Annotated in this window: 16 protein-coding genes; 7 read left to right on the forward strand and 9 right to left on the reverse strand. The window is 52.1% G+C overall.

Annotated elements, in window-relative coordinates:
* The 4 genes from hyfB to ACK8NJ_RS06445 all read right to left on the reverse strand — a co-directional run bounded on the left by hyfB (position 1) and on the right by ACK8NJ_RS06445 (position 3,931).
* A complete protein-coding gene (hyfB, locus tag ACK8NJ_RS06430; protein WP_089568050.1) occupies positions 1-2,019 on the reverse strand; it encodes a hydrogenase 4 subunit B in 2,019 nt (672 codons plus the stop codon).
* Positions 2,019-2,636, reverse strand: coding sequence for a hydrogenase 4 subunit HyfA (gene hyfA, locus ACK8NJ_RS06435; protein ID WP_411962262.1), 618 nt, complete (start codon positions 2,634-2,636; stop codon positions 2,019-2,021). Before hyfA ends, hyfB begins: the two co-directional genes overlap by 1 nt.
* A 252-nt stretch (positions 2,637-2,888) precedes the next feature.
* Positions 2,889-3,359 carry a thioredoxin-dependent thiol peroxidase gene (gene bcp, locus ACK8NJ_RS06440; RefSeq protein ID WP_001068682.1) on the reverse strand — a complete coding sequence of 157 codons (471 nt, stop codon included), beginning with the start codon at positions 3,357-3,359 and terminating at the stop codon, positions 2,889-2,891.
* Positions 3,359-3,931, reverse strand: coding sequence for a glycine cleavage system transcriptional repressor (locus ACK8NJ_RS06445; protein ID WP_000176187.1), 573 nt, complete (start codon positions 3,929-3,931; stop codon positions 3,359-3,361). Before ACK8NJ_RS06445 ends, bcp begins: the two co-directional genes overlap by 1 nt.
* Before the next feature lie 145 nt (positions 3,932-4,076).
* Here ACK8NJ_RS06445 and dapA point away from each other — a divergent pair, with 145 nt between their 5' ends.
* From dapA to ypfH, 6 genes are all read left to right on the forward strand, one after another.
* Complete coding sequence (gene dapA / locus ACK8NJ_RS06450) at positions 4,077-4,955, forward strand: 4-hydroxy-tetrahydrodipicolinate synthase (protein ID WP_001295469.1); 879 nt, start codon at positions 4,077-4,079, stop codon at positions 4,953-4,955.
* Between the two features lie 16 nt (positions 4,956-4,971).
* Positions 4,972-6,006: an outer membrane protein assembly factor BamC gene (bamC, locus tag ACK8NJ_RS06455; RefSeq protein WP_001297320.1), complete on the forward strand. Its 1,035-nt coding sequence runs from the start codon at positions 4,972-4,974 to the stop codon at positions 6,004-6,006.
* A gap of 212 nt (positions 6,007-6,218) precedes the next feature.
* Positions 6,219-6,932, forward strand: coding sequence for a phosphoribosylaminoimidazolesuccinocarboxamide synthase (gene purC / locus ACK8NJ_RS06460; protein ID WP_001295467.1), 714 nt, complete (start codon positions 6,219-6,221; stop codon positions 6,930-6,932).
* Positions 6,933-7,099: 167 nt separating this feature from the next.
* Positions 7,100-7,963: a KPN_02809 family neutral zinc metallopeptidase gene (gene ypfJ / locus ACK8NJ_RS06465; protein ID WP_001267498.1), complete on the forward strand. Its 864-nt coding sequence runs from the start codon at positions 7,100-7,102 to the stop codon at positions 7,961-7,963.
* Positions 7,964-7,977: 14 nt separating this feature from the next.
* On the forward strand, positions 7,978-9,981 hold the full coding sequence (tmcA, locus tag ACK8NJ_RS06470; RefSeq protein ID WP_000829347.1) for a tRNA cytosine(34) acetyltransferase TmcA: 2,004 nt from the start codon (positions 7,978-7,980) through the stop codon (positions 9,979-9,981).
* Positions 9,982-10,066: 85 nt separating this feature from the next.
* Positions 10,067-10,765 carry an esterase gene (gene ypfH / locus ACK8NJ_RS06475; protein WP_000679833.1) on the forward strand — a complete coding sequence of 233 codons (699 nt, stop codon included), beginning with the start codon at positions 10,067-10,069 and terminating at the stop codon, positions 10,763-10,765.
* A gap of 108 nt (positions 10,766-10,873) precedes the next feature.
* Here ypfH and ACK8NJ_RS06480 read toward each other — a convergent pair.
* The 4 genes from ACK8NJ_RS06480 to ACK8NJ_RS06495 all read right to left on the reverse strand — a co-directional run bounded on the left by ACK8NJ_RS06480 (position 10,874) and on the right by ACK8NJ_RS06495 (position 14,015).
* A protein-coding gene (locus tag ACK8NJ_RS06480; RefSeq protein ID WP_411961832.1) for an IS3-like element IS1397 family transposase occupies positions 10,874-12,222 on the reverse strand; the annotation gives its coding sequence in 2 pieces (ribosomal slippage) (positions 10,874-11,742 and positions 11,742-12,222; 1,350 coding nt in all).
* Between the two features lie 77 nt (positions 12,223-12,299).
* Positions 12,300-12,500 (reverse strand): YpfN family protein, encoded by a 201-nt coding sequence (locus ACK8NJ_RS06485; RefSeq protein WP_000383836.1) that lies wholly within the window; start codon positions 12,498-12,500, stop codon positions 12,300-12,302.
* Positions 12,501-12,527: 27 nt separating this feature from the next.
* Positions 12,528-13,655, reverse strand: coding sequence for a succinyl-diaminopimelate desuccinylase (gene dapE / locus ACK8NJ_RS06490; protein WP_001277801.1), 1,128 nt, complete (start codon positions 13,653-13,655; stop codon positions 12,528-12,530).
* A gap of 3 nt (positions 13,656-13,658) precedes the next feature.
* Positions 13,659-14,015, reverse strand: a complete 357-nt coding sequence (locus ACK8NJ_RS06495) for an ArsC family reductase (RefSeq protein WP_001559574.1) — start codon at positions 14,013-14,015, stop codon at positions 13,659-13,661.
* A gap of 380 nt (positions 14,016-14,395) precedes the next feature.
* Between ACK8NJ_RS06495 and ypfM the strand changes: the two genes are divergently transcribed.
* A complete protein-coding gene (gene ypfM, locus ACK8NJ_RS06500) occupies positions 14,396-14,455 on the forward strand; it encodes a protein YpfM (RefSeq protein ID WP_001386977.1) in 60 nt (19 codons plus the stop codon).
* 98 nt (positions 14,456-14,553) lie between these two features.
* Here ypfM and acrD read toward each other — a convergent pair whose 3' ends face one another.
* The gene (gene acrD / locus ACK8NJ_RS06505) at positions 14,554-17,667 is read right to left on the reverse strand and encodes a multidrug efflux RND transporter permease AcrD (protein WP_411962263.1); all 3,114 of its coding nucleotides are present in this window, start codon (positions 17,665-17,667) and stop codon (positions 14,554-14,556) included.
* Positions 17,668-17,812: the final 145 nt, after the last annotated feature.

The following is a 17,812-nucleotide window of genomic DNA, read 5'->3' on the forward strand; positions in this document are numbered from 1 at the left end:
TTAGACGGCAATAGCGATTAGCAGCACAACCAGTGCGGCGACCACATACAGGCAATAGAGGCGAAAGTCGCCACTTTGCAGATGCTGTATTTCTTTGGCCAGCCGTTGGGTGGCGCTCACGATGGGGCGGATCACCCGCTCATCCCAGAAGGGTTCTGTGCTCTGAGCCCTGGCGGTGACGTGCGCAAGACCTTTGTTCAGCCTCAGCGTAGGGTCGAGCTGTTGTCGTAGACGAAATAGCGCACAAAAGACCACACGCAGCGGCTGCATCACGCCATTGCCTGACGGGGCCATCGCATTATCCCAGCCGTAGCCGCATGCCCAGGCATCTCCTGTGCGACGAAACGCTGCGCGGCGCGAACGACACCATAGCCAGTAAAGGCCAGGCAGCAAAGGCATCGCCAGTAGTAACAGCAACAGTAATGAGGGAGTGACCCGTGTATGAAACGTGCCGGGTACAAGTGCTATTCCGCTGGCGACAGTGACGGGAGGGGTATTGGTAAACGCATGGGCAATGTGCATTATCTTCGGTGCCAGCCAACTGGCACTAAGCGCAATGAATACGCAGAGTGCCGCGAGCAGTAGCATGGCGACGATCATCGTATTTGGCACTTCCTGTGCCTCTTCAGCGTGTGTACTGCGCGGCGCACCACAGAAAGTAATACCGTACATTTTTACGAAGCACATTACTGCCAGCCCACCAGTGACTGCCAGCATTACCATAGCAATAGGACCCGCAAGTTGTAGCGCTACGGCTTCCACACGACTTAGTGAGAACAGCGACTGCCAGGTGTACCATTCGCTGATAAAACCATTCAGCGGAGGAATAGCTGATATCGCGAGGCAACCAATCAGGCATGCTGCGGCTGTCCACGGCATACGTTTCGCCAATGCCCCCATTTTTTCCATGTCGTGGGTATGCAAACGCGAAATAATCGCACCCGCGCCGAGAAACAGCAGCCCTTTGAACAGCGCATGGTTGAGCAGATGAAACAGCGCGCCGAGCAGTCCAACAACGGTGAGCAGCGGGTCGTGCAGTGACAGACCGACCATCGCCACACCGACCGCCAGCAAAATAATGCCGACGTTTTCGACGGTACTCCAGGCCAGCAGCCGTTTGATATCCTGTTCCGCCAGCGCATACAGCACGCCCAGGAGCGCGGAGATTGCGCCGATCGCCATCACCAGAATGCCCCACCACAGCGGCAAACCCGTTTGCGCCAGCAGGTCCATCGCTACTTTCAGGATGCCGAAAATACCGATTTTGACCATTACGCCAGACATCAACGCCGAAGCGTGCGATGGTGCGGCAGGGTGAGCGCGTGGCAACCAGCTGTGCAACGGCATCATCCCGGCTTTCGCGCCAAAACCGAAGAAGGCCAGCAGGAACACCGCCGACGCCAGCCCCGGAGAAAGTGAAAGCGTGCGGAAACTGGCAAAATCGAGGCTGCCGCTTTCGCGCCACATCAGCAAGAAGGCGATCATAATCAGCACCGATCCGGCGTGGGCGATAAAAAAGTAGAGCATGCCAGCGTTGATTGACGTTTTATCCTGCCTGGCAATGACCAGAAACCAGGAAGACAGCGACATCATTTCAAACAGCACGATGAACCAAAAAGCGTTGTCCATCACCAGCAGGGCAACCATCGATGCGATGAAAAGATTCATAAAGAAGCCCATTGCCGCCGCGCCTTTGCCCTCGTATTCGCGCATATAAGTCAATGAATAGAGCGAACAAACCACCACCAGCAAGGAGATAACCAGCACCATAAATGCCGAGAGGCTATCCATTCGCAGGGTTAAATCGGCAAAGTCAAAAGGGGTGGCAAAACGGGCGACTAAAGTTACGCCTGCATGTAATTGCGTAATTCCGCTGATGATGCCAATCACGCCACCCACCAGCGATGTGATGCCGGAAAGCTTAATAGCCAGTCTGTCCAGACCGAGTAAAAACAGCGAAGCCAGACTGGCAAACAGATAGAGGATCAGCGACCAGGTTAATAATTGCAGGGCATCCATTAGCGTTGCTCCTGAGTGAGGGAAAGGGGATCCTCCCCGCCATTGGCAAACCAGCTTGCGGCAAGGCGCTGTTTTTCTTTCATCTGACGTTGCAGGCTATCGTCGGTGATCAGCCGTAACGCATGATTCGGGCAAGCGCGAACGCAGGCCGGACCTTCTGGCAAGAAATCACACAGGTCGCATTTCACCGCGACGGTCTGGACACCCGGTTCCCAGCGCAGCAAAGCATGTTGGGTCGGCGCGATTTCTTCGCCGTCTTTGAGTGAGCCGTCAGCCTGAAAAACATATTGCGCAGGGGCATTTACCGGACGGCTTCCTGAAGCGCTGATTGCGCCAAATGGGCAGACCACGGCACAAAGCTTGCAGCCAATACAGAGGCTTTCGTTGAGTTGGATCGCATCATCCCTCTGGGAGATGGCATTGACCGGGCAGACCTGCAGGCAAGGGGCTTCCTCACAGTGATGACACACGACAGGGGCAGTGAGTGTTGACGTCTTCGCCAGGGCCAGGCGCGGGTGTTGCTGTAAACCTTGCGTTTTATGCACGTCCGAACAGGCAGCGAGACAGGTATTACATCCTGTACACCACAGTGGTTCGGCCACCACAAAGCGGTTCATGTCGGCTCCTTGAAAATGATATGAAACATTGCATTTCATATTGCATAAAGGATGCCAGTCTTATTAATTTAATATATTCAATAAGTTATGAATTAACTGTATTCTGAACGGTACAAAAATGATGGTCATTAACGTTCAGCAAAAAATGAATTCGACACCCGTGTCGCAGGGGAAAGCAAGAATGTGATCTTGATCACGAGAAGTGAGGTGTGCTGACCGCAAGCGCAGCCAGCACGGAATGGAGCAAAGTAATCAGGCGTGTTCTTTCAGCCAGTTCAGCACAACGTCGTGGTGATTGCTGGTTTTGAAATCGTCAAAGACATGTTCGATTTTGCCATCAGCGTCAATCAGGAAGCTGATGCGATGAATACCATCGTAGGTTTTGCCCATGAAGGACTTTTCACCCCAGACGCCGAATTGTTCGCACACCTGGTGGTCCTCATCAGACAGGAGCGTAAAGTTAAGCAGCTCTTTTTCCGCAAAACGGGAGAGTTTTTCGGGTTTATCGGTGCTGATACCCAGCACATCAACGCCCGCTTTTTTCAACTCATCCATGTTATCGCGTAAGCCGCAGGCCTGTACGGTACAGCCGGGGGTCATGGCTTTCGGGTAGAAATAAACCAGAACACGCTGTCCCTGGAAGTCGGTCAAATTAACTTGTTCTCCGTCTTGATCCGGCAAGCTAAATTTCGGTGCGATATCACCGGCTTTCAGTGGATTCATTACTTAACTCCATCCTGTTCATCATGTTGGGAATAATTGACGACGTTAATACTGCCTTGTGCATTGAGTTCTGTACATAGGGCTTTGAATGCTTGCTCAATATTTGCTGCGTCCGCAGATGCGGGGCTGTGGGCGGTTATCTGAATATGCAACTGCGCAGCCCGTTCATTTTCAGCAGGTTGCGTGCGCGACACCAGCTCCGCAATGTTCATATGATGCGCGTCGAAAAGTGCTGTGAAGCGTTCAATTAAATGCGGGGAGTCTGCCACATCGACCTGAACCCAGACAGATGCTGGCATTGGCGGACGCGGACGCGCCGTCGTGCGCTTCATCACGATTAAAAGATCCAGCTCGGCACCTTTCAACGGTAACGTTGATTCAATCAGAGTAATGGCATTCCATGAACCGGAAAGCAGCATGATAAACGTGAACTCTTCTCCCAGCATCGCCAGGCGACTGTCTTCAATATTACAGCCGCAACTACTGACATGACGGGTGATGGTGTTCACAATTCCAGGGCGATCGGCACCCAACGCAGTGATCACCAGATAATGTTGCGATGACAGTGTCAAACTGGTTATTCCTTTAAGGGGTGAGTTGTTCTTAAGGAAAGCATAAAAAAAACATGCATACAACAATCAGAACGGTTCTGTCTGCTTGCTTTTAATGCCATACCAAACGTACCATTGAGACACTTGTTTGCACAGAGGATGGCCCATGTTCACGGGAAGTATTGTCGCGATTGTTACTCCGATGGATGAAAAAGGTAATGTCTGTCGGGCTAGCTTGAAAAAACTGATTGATTATCATGTCGCCAGCGGTACTTCGGCGATCGTTTCTGTTGGCACCACTGGCGAGTCCGCTACCTTAAATCATGACGAACATGCTGATGTGGTGATGATGACGCTGGAGCTGGCTGACGGGCGCATTCCGGTGATTGCCGGAACCGGCGCTAACGCTACTGCGGAAGCCATTAGCCTGACGCAGCGCTTCAATGACAGTGGTATCGTCGGCTGCCTGACGGTAACCCCTTACTACAATCGTCCGTCGCAAGAAGGTTTGTATCAGCATTTCAAAGCCATCGCTGAGCATACTGACCTGCCGCAAATTCTGTATAATGTGCCGTCCCGTACTGGCTGCGATCTGCTCCCGGAAACGGTGGGCCGTCTGGCGAAAGTAAAAAATATTATCGGAATCAAAGAGGCAACAGGGAACTTAACGCGTGTAAACCAGATCAAAGAGCTGGTTTCAGATGATTTTGTTCTGCTGAGCGGCGATGATGCGAGCGCGCTGGACTTCATGCAATTAGGCGGTCATGGGGTTATTTCCGTTACGGCTAACGTCGCAGCGCGTGATATGGCCCAGATGTGCAAACTGGCAGCAGAAGGGCATTTTGCCGAGGCACGCGTTATTAATCAGCGTCTGATGCCATTACACAACAAACTATTTGTCGAACCCAATCCAATCCCGGTGAAATGGGCATGTAAGGAACTGGGTCTTGTGGCGACCGATACGCTGCGCCTGCCAATGACACCAATCACCGACAGTGGTCGTGAGACGGTCAGAGCGGCGCTTAAGCATGCCGGTTTGCTGTAAAGTTTAGGGAGATTTGATGGCTTACTCTGTTCAAAAGTCGCGCCTGGCAAAGGTTGCGGGTGTTTCGCTTGTTTTATTACTCGCTGCCTGTAGTTCTGACTCACGCTATAAGCGTCAGGTCAGTGGTGATGAAGCCTACCTGGAAGCGGCACCGCTTGCGGAGCTTCATGCCCCGGCTGGAATGATTTTGCCGGTGACCTCCGGTGATTATGCAATCCCGGTGACCAACGGTAGTGGTGCTGTCGGTAAGGCGCTGGACATTCGTCCACCAGCCCAGCCGCTGGCACTGGTTTCTGGCGCGCGTACCCAGTTCACGGGCGATACCGCTTCATTGCTGGTGGAAAATGGTCGTGGCAATACTCTGTGGCCGCAGGTGGTTAGCGTGCTGCAGGCGAAAAACTACACCATCACCCAACGTGATGATGCTGGTCAGACACTGACCACCGATTGGGTACAATGGAACCGTCTGGACGAAGACGAGCAGTATCGTGGTCGTTATCAAATCTCTGTTAAGCCGCAGGGTTATCAGCAGGCGGTTACGGTTAAACTGCTGAACCTGGAACAGGCGGGCAAACCGGTTGCAGACGCGGCTTCCATGCAGCGTTACAGCACGGAGATGATGAACGTTATTTCCGCCGGTCTGGATAAATCTGCCACTGACGCCGCGAACGCTGCGCAAAATCGTGCCTCCACCACTATGGACGTACAAAGTGCAGCTGATGACACCGGTTTACCAATGCTGGTCGTACGCGGGCCGTTCAATGTGGTTTGGCAACGTCTGCCAGCGGCGCTGGAAAAAGTGGGCATGAAAGTGACCGACAGCACCCGTTCGCAGGGCAACATGGCCGTAACTTACAAGCCGCTGTCTGACAGCGACTGGCAGGAACTGGGCGCGAGCGATCCAGGCCTGGCATCCGGTGACTATAAACTGCAGGTTGGCGATTTAGATAACCGCAGCAGCTTACAGTTCATCGATCCGAAAGGTCATACTCTGACTCAGAGTCAGAACGACGCGCTGGTAGCTGTCTTCCAGGCTGCGTTTAGCAAGTAAAAATACAGGGCTGGAGTCATCCGGCCCTTTTTTCTGATATGATACGCAAACGTGTGCGTCGGCAGGAAAACGCGATTTTAGCGGTAATTCGCACGAAATTTGTTTGTCGGACGTAGGTCGGATAAGGCGTTCTTGTCGCATCTGACAAAACATCCGGCACACCAGACAGCAAAAGATTTTAAAACGTTAATTCACACCCAGGAGTGATAAAGATGCAAAAGCAAGCTGAGTTGTATCGTGGTAAAGCGAAAACCGTATACAGCACGGAAAACCCGGACCTGTTGGTGCTCGAATTCCGCAATGATACGTCAGCAGGGGATGGCGCGCGCATTGAGCAGTTTGATCGCAAAGGTATGGTGAACAACAAGTTCAACTACTTCATTATGAGCAAACTGGCTGAAGCGGGTATCCCGACTCAAATGGAGCGTCTGCTCTCCGATACCGAATGTCTGGTGAAAAAGCTGGATATGGTGCCGGTTGAGTGTGTCGTGCGTAACCGTGCTGCTGGCTCTCTGGTGAAACGTCTTGGAATCGAAGAAGGTATTGAGCTGAACCCGCCGCTGTTCGATTTGTTCCTGAAAAACGACGCCATGCACGATCCGATGGTCAACGAATCTTACTGCGAAACCTTTGGCTGGGTAAGTAAAGAGAACCTGGCGCGTATGAAAGAGCTGACCTACAAAGCGAACGACGTGCTGAAAAAACTGTTCGATGATGCTGGTCTGATTCTGGTCGACTTCAAGCTGGAGTTTGGTCTGTACAAAGGTGAAGTGGTACTGGGCGATGAGTTCTCCCCGGACGGCAGCCGCTTGTGGGACAAAGAAACGCTGGAGAAAATGGACAAAGACCGTTTCCGCCAGAGCCTCGGTGGCCTGATCGAAGCCTATGAAGCCGTCGCCCGCCGCCTGGGTGTACAGCTGGACTGATTTTTCTGTTCATCATCTTGCCGTGCAGCTGGCACGGCAAGACAACCGCTCTCGGCAGATGTGCATTGAACGCTCATTCCTCCGCCATTTCATCCCGCTTTCCTGTGGTAATCTTCCTCTGAACCACCTACGATCATTTCTATAATGAATATATTGTTGAGGTATCTATGCGTTGGCAAGGGCGACGTGAAAGTGACAATGTTGAAGACAGGCGCAACAGCTCTGGTGGTCCGTCAATGGGCGGTCCAGGTTTTCGCCTGCCAAGCGGTAAAGGCGGGCTGATTTTACTGATAGTCGTGCTGGTTGCAGGCTACTATGGCGTTGATTTAACCGGGTTGATGACCGGACAGCCGGTTTCTCAACAGCAATCAACACGGTCAATTAGTCCTAATGAAGACGAAGCCGCAAAATTCACTTCGGTGATTCTGGCAACCACGGAAGACACCTGGGGACAGCAATTCGAGAAGATGGGTAAAACCTATCAGCAACCGAAGCTGGTCATGTACCGTGGAATGACGCGCACCGGCTGCGGGGCGGGCCAGTCCATTATGGGACCGTTCTATTGCCCGGCGGATGGCACGGTTTATATCGATCTCTCCTTCTATGATGACATGAAAGACAAACTTGGCGCGGATGGCGATTTTGCCCAGGGGTACGTTATCGCCCATGAAGTCGGTCATCATGTGCAGAAACTGTTAGGCATCGAGCCGAAAGTTCGTCAACTGCAACAAAACGCGACGCAGGCGGAAGTGAACCGCTTATCTGTGCGTATGGAACTCCAGGCCGACTGTTTTGCCGGTGTCTGGGGGCATAGTATGCAGCAGCAAGGTGTTCTGGAAACCGGCGATCTGGAAGAGGCGCTGAACGCGGCGCAGGCCATCGGCGATGACCGTTTACAACAGCAAAGTCAGGGGCGAGTAGTACCAGACAGTTTCACTCATGGTACTTCTCAGCAACGCTACAGCTGGTTTAAACGTGGTTTCGACAGCGGCGATCCGGCACAATGCAATACTTTTGGTAAAAGCATTTAACTTCCGGGGCAGGGATGGCTGAACTGACTGCGCTTCACACATTAACAGCGCAAATGAAACGTGAAGGGATCCGCCGCTTGCTGGTGTTGAGCGGGGAAGAGGGTTGGTGTTTTGATCATGCGCTTAAGTTGCGTGATGCCTTACCTGGCGACTGGCTGTGGATTTCGCCGCAGCCAGTCGCTGAAAACCACTGTTTTCCCTCGGCGCTACAAACTTTACTTGGGCGCGAATTCCGGCATGCGGTATTCGACGCCCGCCACGGCTTTGATGCCGCTGCCTTTGCAGCACTTAGCGGAACGTTGAAAGCGGGAAGCTGGCTGGTGTTGTTACTCCCTGTATGGGAAGAGTGGGAAAACCAACCTGATGCCGACTCGCTGCGCTGGAGTGATTGCCCTGACCCTATTGCGACGCCGCATTTTGTCCAGCATCTCAAACGCGTACTTACGGCGAATAACGACGCTATCCTCTGGCGGCAGAACCAGCCGTTCTCGTTGGCGCATTTTACTCCCCGTACTGACTGGCACCCCGCGACCGGCGCACCACAACCAGAACAACAGCAACTCTTACAGCAGTTACTGACCATGCCGCCGGGCGTGGCAGCGGTAACGGCTGCGCGTGGGCGCGGTAAATCGGCGTTGGCAGGGCAACTCATTTCTCGTATTGCGGGCAGTGCGATTGTCACCGCGCCCGCAAAAGCGGCAACGGATGTACTGGCACAATTTGCGGGCGAGAAGTTTCGCTTTATTGCGCCGGATGCCTTGTTAGCCAGCGATGAGCAAGCCGACTGGCTGGTGGTCGATGAAGCCGCAGCTATACCTGCGCCGTTGTTGCATCAACTGGTATCGCGTTTTCCTCGAACGTTGTTAACCACTACGGTGCAGGGCTACGAAGGCACCGGACGTGGTTTTTTGCTGAAATTTTGCGCTCGCTTTCCGCATTTACACCGTTTTGAACTACAACAGCCGATCCGCTGGGCGCAGGGATGCCCGCTGGAAAAAATGGTTAGTGAGGCACTGGTGTTTGACGATGAAAACTTCACCCATACACCACAAGGCAATATCGTCATTGCCGCATTTGAACAGACGTTATGGCGAAGTGAGCCAGAAACGCCGTTAAAGGTTTATCAATTATTGTCTGGTGCGCACTACCGGACTTCGCCGCTGGATTTACGCCGCATGATGGATGCACCAGGTCAACATTTTTTACAGGCGGCTGGCGAAAACGAGATTGCCGGAGCGCTGTGGCTGGTGGATGAGGGCGGATTATCTCAAGAACTCAGTCAGGCGGTATGGGCGGGTTTTCGTCGCCCGCGGGGTAATCTGGTGGCCCAGTCGCTGGCGGCGCACGGCAGCAATCCTCTAGCGGCGACATTGCGCGGAAGGCGGGTCAGCCGGATAGCAGTTCATCCGGCTCGTCAGCGGGAAGGCACAGGGCGGCAACTTATTGCTGGTGCTTTGCAATATACGCATGACCTCGACTATCTTTCAGTGAGTTTTGGTTACACCAGGGAGTTATGGCGTTTCTGGCAACGCTGCGGTTTTGTGCTGGTGCGAATGGGTAATCATCGTGAAGCCAGCAGCGGTTGCTATACGGCGATGGCGCTGTTACCGATGAGTGATGCGGGTAAACAGCTGGCTGAACGTGAGCATTACCGTTTACGTCGCGATGCGCAAGCTCTCGCGCAGTGGAATGGCGAAACGCTCCCTGTTGATCCACGAAACGATGCCGTCCTTTCTGACGACGACTGGCTTGAACTGGCCGGTTTTGCTTTCGCTCATCGTCCGCTATTAACGTCGTTAGGTTGCTTAATGCGTCTGTTACAAACCAGCGAACTGGCATTACCGGCGCTGCGTGGGCGTTTACAGAAAAACGCCAGTGACGCGCAGTTATGTACCACACTTAAACTTTCAGGCCGTAAGCTGTTACTGGTCCGTCAACGCGAAGAAGCCGCGCAGGCGCTGTTCGCACTTGATGATGTTCGCACTGAGCGTTTGCGCGATCGCATAACGCAATGGTAATTTTTTCACTGACTCCTTCAATTTTCTCCCATGGTCATTGTGAGTCAGCGGCGTAAAATTAATGACATCAGTTAAGGAGTTCGCCATGAAACATGACCATTTTGTTGTTCAAAGCCCGGATAAACCTGCGCAACAGTTGTTACTGCTTTTCCACGGTGTCGGGGATAACCCGGTGGCAATGGGGGAAATAGGTAGCTGGTTTGCACCGCTGTTTCCTGATGCGCTGGTGGTGAGTGTCGGTGGCGCGGAGCCGAGCGGTAATCCGGCGGGGCGTCAGTGGTTTTCGGTGCAGGGTATTACGGAAGATAATCGCCAGGAGCGTGTGGATGCCATCATGCCGACGTTTATTGAAACGGTGCGCTACTGGCAGAAACAGAGCGGAGTAGGGGCTAACGCCACGGCGCTAATCGGTTTCTCTCAAGGCGCGATTATGGCGCTGGAGAGCATTAAAGCCAAACCGGGCCTTGCCTCACGCGTCATTGCCTTTAACGGACGCTATGCCAGCCTGCCGGAAACCGCGTCTACAGCCACGACAATTCACCTGATTCATGGCGGTGAAGATCCGGTTATCGATCTGGCGCATGCGGTTGCGGCGCAGGAAGCGTTAATCAGTGCCGGTGGTGACGTGACGCTGGATATCGTGGAGGATTTAGGCCATGCGATCGACAATCGCAGTATGCAATTTGCCCTGGATCACTTGCGTTATACCATTCCGAAACATTATTTCGACGAAGCGCTAAGTGGCGGTAAGCCTGGCAATGATGATGTGATTGAAATGATGTAATAATAACCGGGTAGGCCTGATAAGACGCGTGATGCGTCGTATCAGGCATCGTTCACCATTGCCGGATGCGGCGTTATGAACTGAACCCCAAAACCTGGACAGTTTCAGTTAACCGGCTTTTTGATGCTCAGTCCGGTATTCTACCGGACTGAGTCCCCCAAGACTGAGTTTTATTCTTTTTTGATTCCAGTAAGTTATGTATTCGTTAACGGCATTTTCCAGCTCTTCTACATTTCTGTAGTCCCGGCGATAGTACATTTCTTCTTTCAGGTGACCAAAGAAGTTCTCCATTACCGCATTATCAAGACAGTTGCCCTTGCGCGACATGCTCTGCACTAACCCTTTGTCTGCCAGGGCAGACTGATAACTTTTTATCCGGTAATGCCACCCTTGATCACTGTGGAGCAGCGGTTTTTCTCCTTCTGCAAGGCTTTCCAGCCCCTTATTTAACATGCGCTTCACCAGCTCCTCTGTAGGCCTGCAGGCCGTTTCCCACGCCACGATTTCCCCGTTAAACAAATCAAGTATCGGGGACAGGTACAGTTTTTGTCCGCCAGCCCTGAATTCGGTGATATCTGTCACCCATTTCTCACAGGGAGCTTCCGCTTTGAACTGCCGCTGAAGGATATTTTCTGCAGCGAGTCCCATATTTCCCCGGTAAGACCGGTATTTCTTCAGGCGCACAGGAGACTTCAGGCCGAGCTGTTGCATCAGTTTTCGCACCGTTTTGCCACTGAACTTAAGACCTCTTTTCTGAAGCTCACAATGGATCCGCCGGTACCCATAACATCCCCGGTGTTCATGGAAGATGGAGGCTATGAGCTGTTTCACATCAGCATACTTGTCCTTAGCCTTCTGCAGTGACAGCTGGTAGTACAGCGTGCTTCTGGCCAGCCCTGCAGCCTTTAACAGGTCAGACTGGCAGTGTCCGCACCTCAGGCTCCGGATGACTTTCGTTTTTTCTCCAGCTCCTGGCGCTTTTTTTCCAGGAGATGCTCCTGCATGGCTTTCAGATATGCATTTTCTGCGCGAAGATAACGCAGCTCATTCTTCATCTCTTCCGGCGTCATGTTTGCCTCGTTTTCATGGGTATCATCAGAACGGGTCATGCTTTTCTCCTTCCTGCGCCTGATAAAGGCCTCATCACCAGATTTGCGGTAGCCTTTTATCCAGTTTTTAACCGTGTTGTGGCTGGGAATGTTAAACCGGGCAGCTACCCGGGGTAGAGACTCAGAATGCCCGAGAGCATAAAGAACCACGCAAAGTTTATCTTCAGGAGAATAGCTACGCTTGTGTCTGCAATCCAGTGCCCGAGGACCGTGAAGAAGAAAAAGATTAATCCAGTGTGAGAGGCTGGTGTGAGAAAGTTGAAAGAGTTTTGCCGTAGAAATGATGCCTGCATGACCAGCCAGGTAATGATTTACAGCGGCAAGTTTTACTTCAAATGAATGTTTCATAAACTGCACCTTCAGATGTCAGATTATGTCCAACATTTGGGGTGCAGTTCAGTTAACGCCTTATCCGGCCGCTCAGCTTACTTCTTCGGTTGATCCTTTTTCGGCCAGTCGTCGTCATCGTCCCATTTATCGTTGAAATCACGATGCGGGGGAAGCTCCGGCTTGTTGGCGAGAAATTTCTTATGGTCGACGCGCTTGAGATCTTTAATCACGTTCAGCAGGACGCCTACCAAAAAGACAATCACCAGAATCCACCAATATTTAGCCAGCCAGTCCATGCTTATTTCCTCTTGCAGAACCACCCATCAGGCGACGAGCTGTTCCATGATACGTTGATACATACGGGCAAGTAGCTGCAGGTCGGCAGCGTTCACACATTCATTAATTTTATGAATAGTGGCATTGACCGGCCCGAGTTCCACCACCTGCGCCCCCATGCGGGCAATAAAGCGCCCGTCGGACGTTCCGCCTGTGGTCAGTAGCTGCGGTTTAATTTCATTATAGTGCTCAACCGCGTTAACGACCGCATCCACCAGTTTACCGCGCGCGGTCAAAAATGGCTGCCCGGAAAGCCACCAATCCACCGTATAGCGCAGTTGATGTTTTTCAAGCAGGGCAAGCACCTGCGCTTTGATCATCTCATCAGTCAGTTCGGTGCTGAAGCGGAAGTTAAACTGCACAAACAGTTCACCCGGAATAACGTTGTTACTGCCCGTTCCCGCCTGAATATTGGCAATCTGCATACTGGTCGCCGGGAAGAATTCATTGCCCTGATCCCACTCAATAGCCACTAATTCATTAAGGAAAGGTGCTGCGCGATGTACCGGATTGTCAGCCAGATGTGGGTAGGCAACATGCCCCTGCACGCCATGAATAGTAAGGTTGCAGGTTAACGATCCGCGACGACCATTTTTCACTACATCACCTACCACTTCGATACTCGACGGTTCGCCAACCAGGCAGTAATCGAGACGCTCATTACGTGCCATCAACGCTTCGACGACTTTTACCGTACCGTTATGGGCACTGGCTTCTTCATCAGAAGTGATCAGAAATGCCAGTCGCCCCGTATGGTTGGGATGTTGTGCGACAAAGCGTTCTGCCGCTACCACCATCGCCGCCAGCGAGCCTTTCATATCTGCCGCACCGCGCCCGAATAACATGCCATCACGAATGGTGGGTTCAAACGGCGGATTGATCCAACGATCGGCGTCGCCAGGCGGCACCACGTCGGTATGCCCGGCAAAGGCCAACGTTTCACCTTGCCCACGCCATGCCCAAAAATTCTGCGTATCGGCAAAATCCATGCGTTCAACGGTAAAACCGATCGCCTGCAAACGTTCAATCAACAAAGCCTGGCATCCTGCGTCATCAGGACTCAGGGAAGGGCGGCGAATAAGCTGTTGTGTCAGCTCAATAACCGGGCACGACATAGACTACACCTCATGGAAAAATTGCTGATAACTGGAATCACTGAAACCCAGCAGCATAGGCTTACCAGGCGTGCAGAGCAATGGACGTTTGATAATTGCAGGCATTTCAGTCATTAATGTCGCCGCAGAGGCCGCATCGATGATTTTATTGCGGGTGGTTTCGTCCAGTTTACGCCAGGTTGTACCACGGGTGTTGAGTAACGCTTCCCAGCCTAATTCGTTGATAAAACCGTTCAATAATTCGCTGTCCAGCCCATCGACGCGGTAATCATGAAAACGATAATCGATGTTATTGGCTTCCAACCAACGGCGAGCCTTTTTAATGGTGTCACAATTTTTGATGCCGTAAAGTGTAACCATAATGAATCCTTTTTCGATTTATGAGAATAAATACTCATTTAAGAGTGAAAACATTTTGCCTGCAAATGATTATCAGGAAATATAACATTATCGAAGTATTCAAATTAACAACTATTAAATAATATTAAACATTTTTAACGTAAACATTAAGAATATTCATCTTGTTATCTGTCTGTATTTTAACCAGAATTAAATCAGTATTAGATGCCGTATGAATATCTCGAAATGTTGCTGTGTATCACATACAAATCATCACCGCAGGACCATAGTATTTACATAAGGTTTGTCCCCCGGAGGTAGTCATCGCAGCAATCGAGTAAATTAGCTTCACCACGGTATATTGTTTCCGTAGAATACCCATAATTATAAGAGAGGTTGTTATGATTGAACGTGAACTGGGGAACTGGAAAGACTTTATCGAAGTTATGCTTCGTAAGTAATTCCTGAGACAAAGTACAAACAGCAAGAACCCGCTGAGCAGGTTCTTAATCGGAAAGTTGAAAAAGGCGACACATTGGCATGTCGCCTTTTTTATTGCTTATTCCGGGCGCGGCTTCAGCGGGAAGCGGCGGCGCGCCAGCACAAAGAACAGCGGCACGAAGTAAATAGCCAGAATAGTGGCCGAAATCATCCCGCCCATTACGCCAGTACCCACCGCATGCTGACCACCGGAACCGGCACCCGTGCTGGTTGCCATTGGCAATACGCCGAAGATAAATGCCAGCGAGGTCATCAGAATCGGGCGTAAACGCTGACGGCAGGCGTGGAGCGTCGCTTCAAACAGGTCGTGGCCTTTTTGGTTCATCTCGTTAGCAAACTCGACGATCAGGATGGCGTTTTTCGCCGATAAACCAATGACCGTTAACAGGCCCACCTGGAAGTAAACGTCGTTTTCCAGCCCGCGCATCCAGGTTGCCAGCAGCGCGCCGATAACCCCCAGCGGCACGACCAGCATTACCGAGAACGGCACCGACCAGCTTTCATACAGCGCCGCCAGACACAGGAATACCACCAGCAAGGAAATAGCGTACAGCGCCGGAGCCTGCGCGCCGGAAAGCCGCTCCTGATACGACATCGCCGTCCACTCCAGACCAAAGCCGTTTGGCAACTGCTTCACTAACGATTCCATAATATCCATCGCCGTACCGGTACTGACCCCCGGTGCGGCTTCCCCAACAATCTCAACCGCAGAATAACCGTTATAGCGTTCCAGACGCGGCGAGCCTGTCTCCCAGCGTGAGGTCGCGAAAGCAGAGAAGGGCACCATGCCGCCATCTTTATTTCGGACATACCAGAGATTGATATCATCTGGCAGCATGCGATACGGCGCAGCTGCCTGCACATAGACTTTCTTCACGCGACCGCGATCCATAAAGTCATTCACATAGCTCGAACCCCAGGCGGTTTGCAGTGTGTCGTTAATATCGTCGATAGCAACGCCCAGCGCCTGAGCTTTACGCTGGTCGATATCAATCTGCAACTGCGGACTGTCGTCGAGGCCGTTATGGCGCACACGGGTTAGCTCCGAGTTTTCCGCCGCCAGCGCCAGCAACTGGTTACGTGCTGCCATCAGCGCATCGTGACCTGCTCCAGCGTGGTCCTGCAACTCCATATCAAAACCCGCAGAACTACCAAGACCGCTAATTGCTGGCGGGCTGCTGGCGATAACGCGAGCTTCTTTAATCTTGTTAAACGCCTTCGTTGCACGCTCGATAATGGCAAACGAGGTGCCGGTCTTACTGTCGCGTTCGCTCCAGTCTTTCAGGCGGATAAACATTCTCGCCACGTTTTGCCCGTTACCCCCAGGGCCAGAACCAACAGTGGCAAACACCGACATGATGTTGTCTTTTTCATGGGTGAAGTAGTATTTCTCGATTTGCTCAACGACTTTCAGGGTCTGTTGTTGGGTTGAACCGCTGGGCAACTGTACCGAGGTAGTAAACATGCCCCGGTCTTCCAGTGGCAAGAACGACGTCGGCAAACGCAGGAACAGGAACACCATGCCGCCAAGCAGCAGGACATAAATCACAATCCAGCGCAGGCTACGGTGGAGAATTTTCGCCACCCCTTTTTCGTAGCGTTCGGCGTTGCGGTTAAACATCTGGTTAAACCAGGCAAAAAAGCCTTTTTGCCCGTGATGCTCACCTTTTTTCAGTGGCTTAAGTAGCGTGGCACACAGAGCCGGAGTGAGGATCATCGCTACCAGTACTGACAGCACCATCGCCGCAACAATGGTAATAGAGAACTGGCGATAGATGGCACCGGTGGTGCCGCCGAAGAAGGCCATTGGCACAAATACCGCCGAAAGCACCATCGCAATCCCGACCAGTGCCCCCTGGATCTGCCCCATCGATTTACGTGTGGCTTCGCGAGGAGTGAGTCCTTCCTCACTCATAATACGTTCGACGTTTTCCACCACCACGATGGCGTCATCCACCAGCAGACCGATCGCCAGCACCATCGCGAACATGGTTAAGGTGTTGACGCTGTAACCGAAGGCATAAAGTACGGAGAAGGTTCCCATCAACACCACCGGCACGGCGATAGTGGGTATCAGCGTGGCGCGGAAGTTTTGCAGGAACAGATACATAACGAGGAAAACCAGAGCGATAGCTTCCAGCAGCGTTTTCACCACGTCTTCAATGGAGGCTTTAACAAACGAGGTGGTTTCATACGCCACCTTGTATTCCAGTCCATGCGGGAAATACTGCGCCAGCTCGTCAAGACGATTGAGCACCAGCTCCGCTGTCGCCATTTCGTTCGCGCCGGAGGCCAGTTTTACCCCCAACCCGGAGGCTGGCTTACCATTGAAGCGGCTAAGATAATCGTATTTCTCCGCCCCCATTTCGACGGTGGCGACATCGCCCAGCCTTACCTCTGAGCCGTCCTGATTCACCCGCAAGGTGATATCGCGGAACTGTTCTGGTGTTTGCAGCAGTGACTGGGCGTTAATGGTGGCGTTGAGCGCCTGCTTATCGACGGAAGGTGTACCACCAAGTTGCCCAACCGCAATCTGCGCGTTCTGTGACTCAATGGCATCAGTGACATCTTTAGCCGTCATCTGGAAACTGTTGAGTTTCGCCGGGTCCAGCCAGATACGCATGGAATATTGCGAACCATAGGCATCGATATCCCCGACGCCATTCACGCGGCTTAACGGATCCTGAATATTACTGGCAACGTAATCGGCAATATCCTGTTTATCCATCGAACCATCGGTAGAGACGAAGGCAATGGTCAGAATATTGGTATCGCCGGTTTTACGCACCGTCACGCCCTGATTTTGCACCGCCTGCGGTAACTTTCGCATGGCTGATTGCAGCTGGTTTTGTACTTGCTGCACGGCTTCGTCCGGATCGGTGCCTGCTTTAAAACTTAAAGTGACAGATGCCTGGCCGGTGCCACTGCTCTGAGACGACATATACATCAGATTATCGAGGCCGGTCATATTTTGCTCGATAACCTGGGTCACGGTGTTTTCCAGCGTCTGGGCCGATGCGCCGGGATAGTTAGCGGTCACTCGCACATTCGGTGGCGCGAGATCGGGGTATTGTTCAACGGGCAATGAAAAAATCGCCAGGGTCCCTGTCAGACACAACAGGATTGCCAGCACCCAGGCAAAAATGGGGCGATCAATAAAGAAATTCGCCATTAAAAGAGGACCTCGTGTTTCTGCGTATCGTTGTAGGCTTGACTTGCTTCACTGTAGCGGCAAGGTACGAGCCAATCGTGGAGAAAAAAAGGAGTTAATGTAAATTATCATGCCCTTTTATACTGAACTTTAAGGGCCAGTATTC

It is taken from the genome of Escherichia sp. F1, from assembly GCF_046764225.1.
GTDB classification, from domain to species: domain Bacteria; phylum Pseudomonadota; class Gammaproteobacteria; order Enterobacterales; family Enterobacteriaceae; genus Escherichia; species Escherichia coli.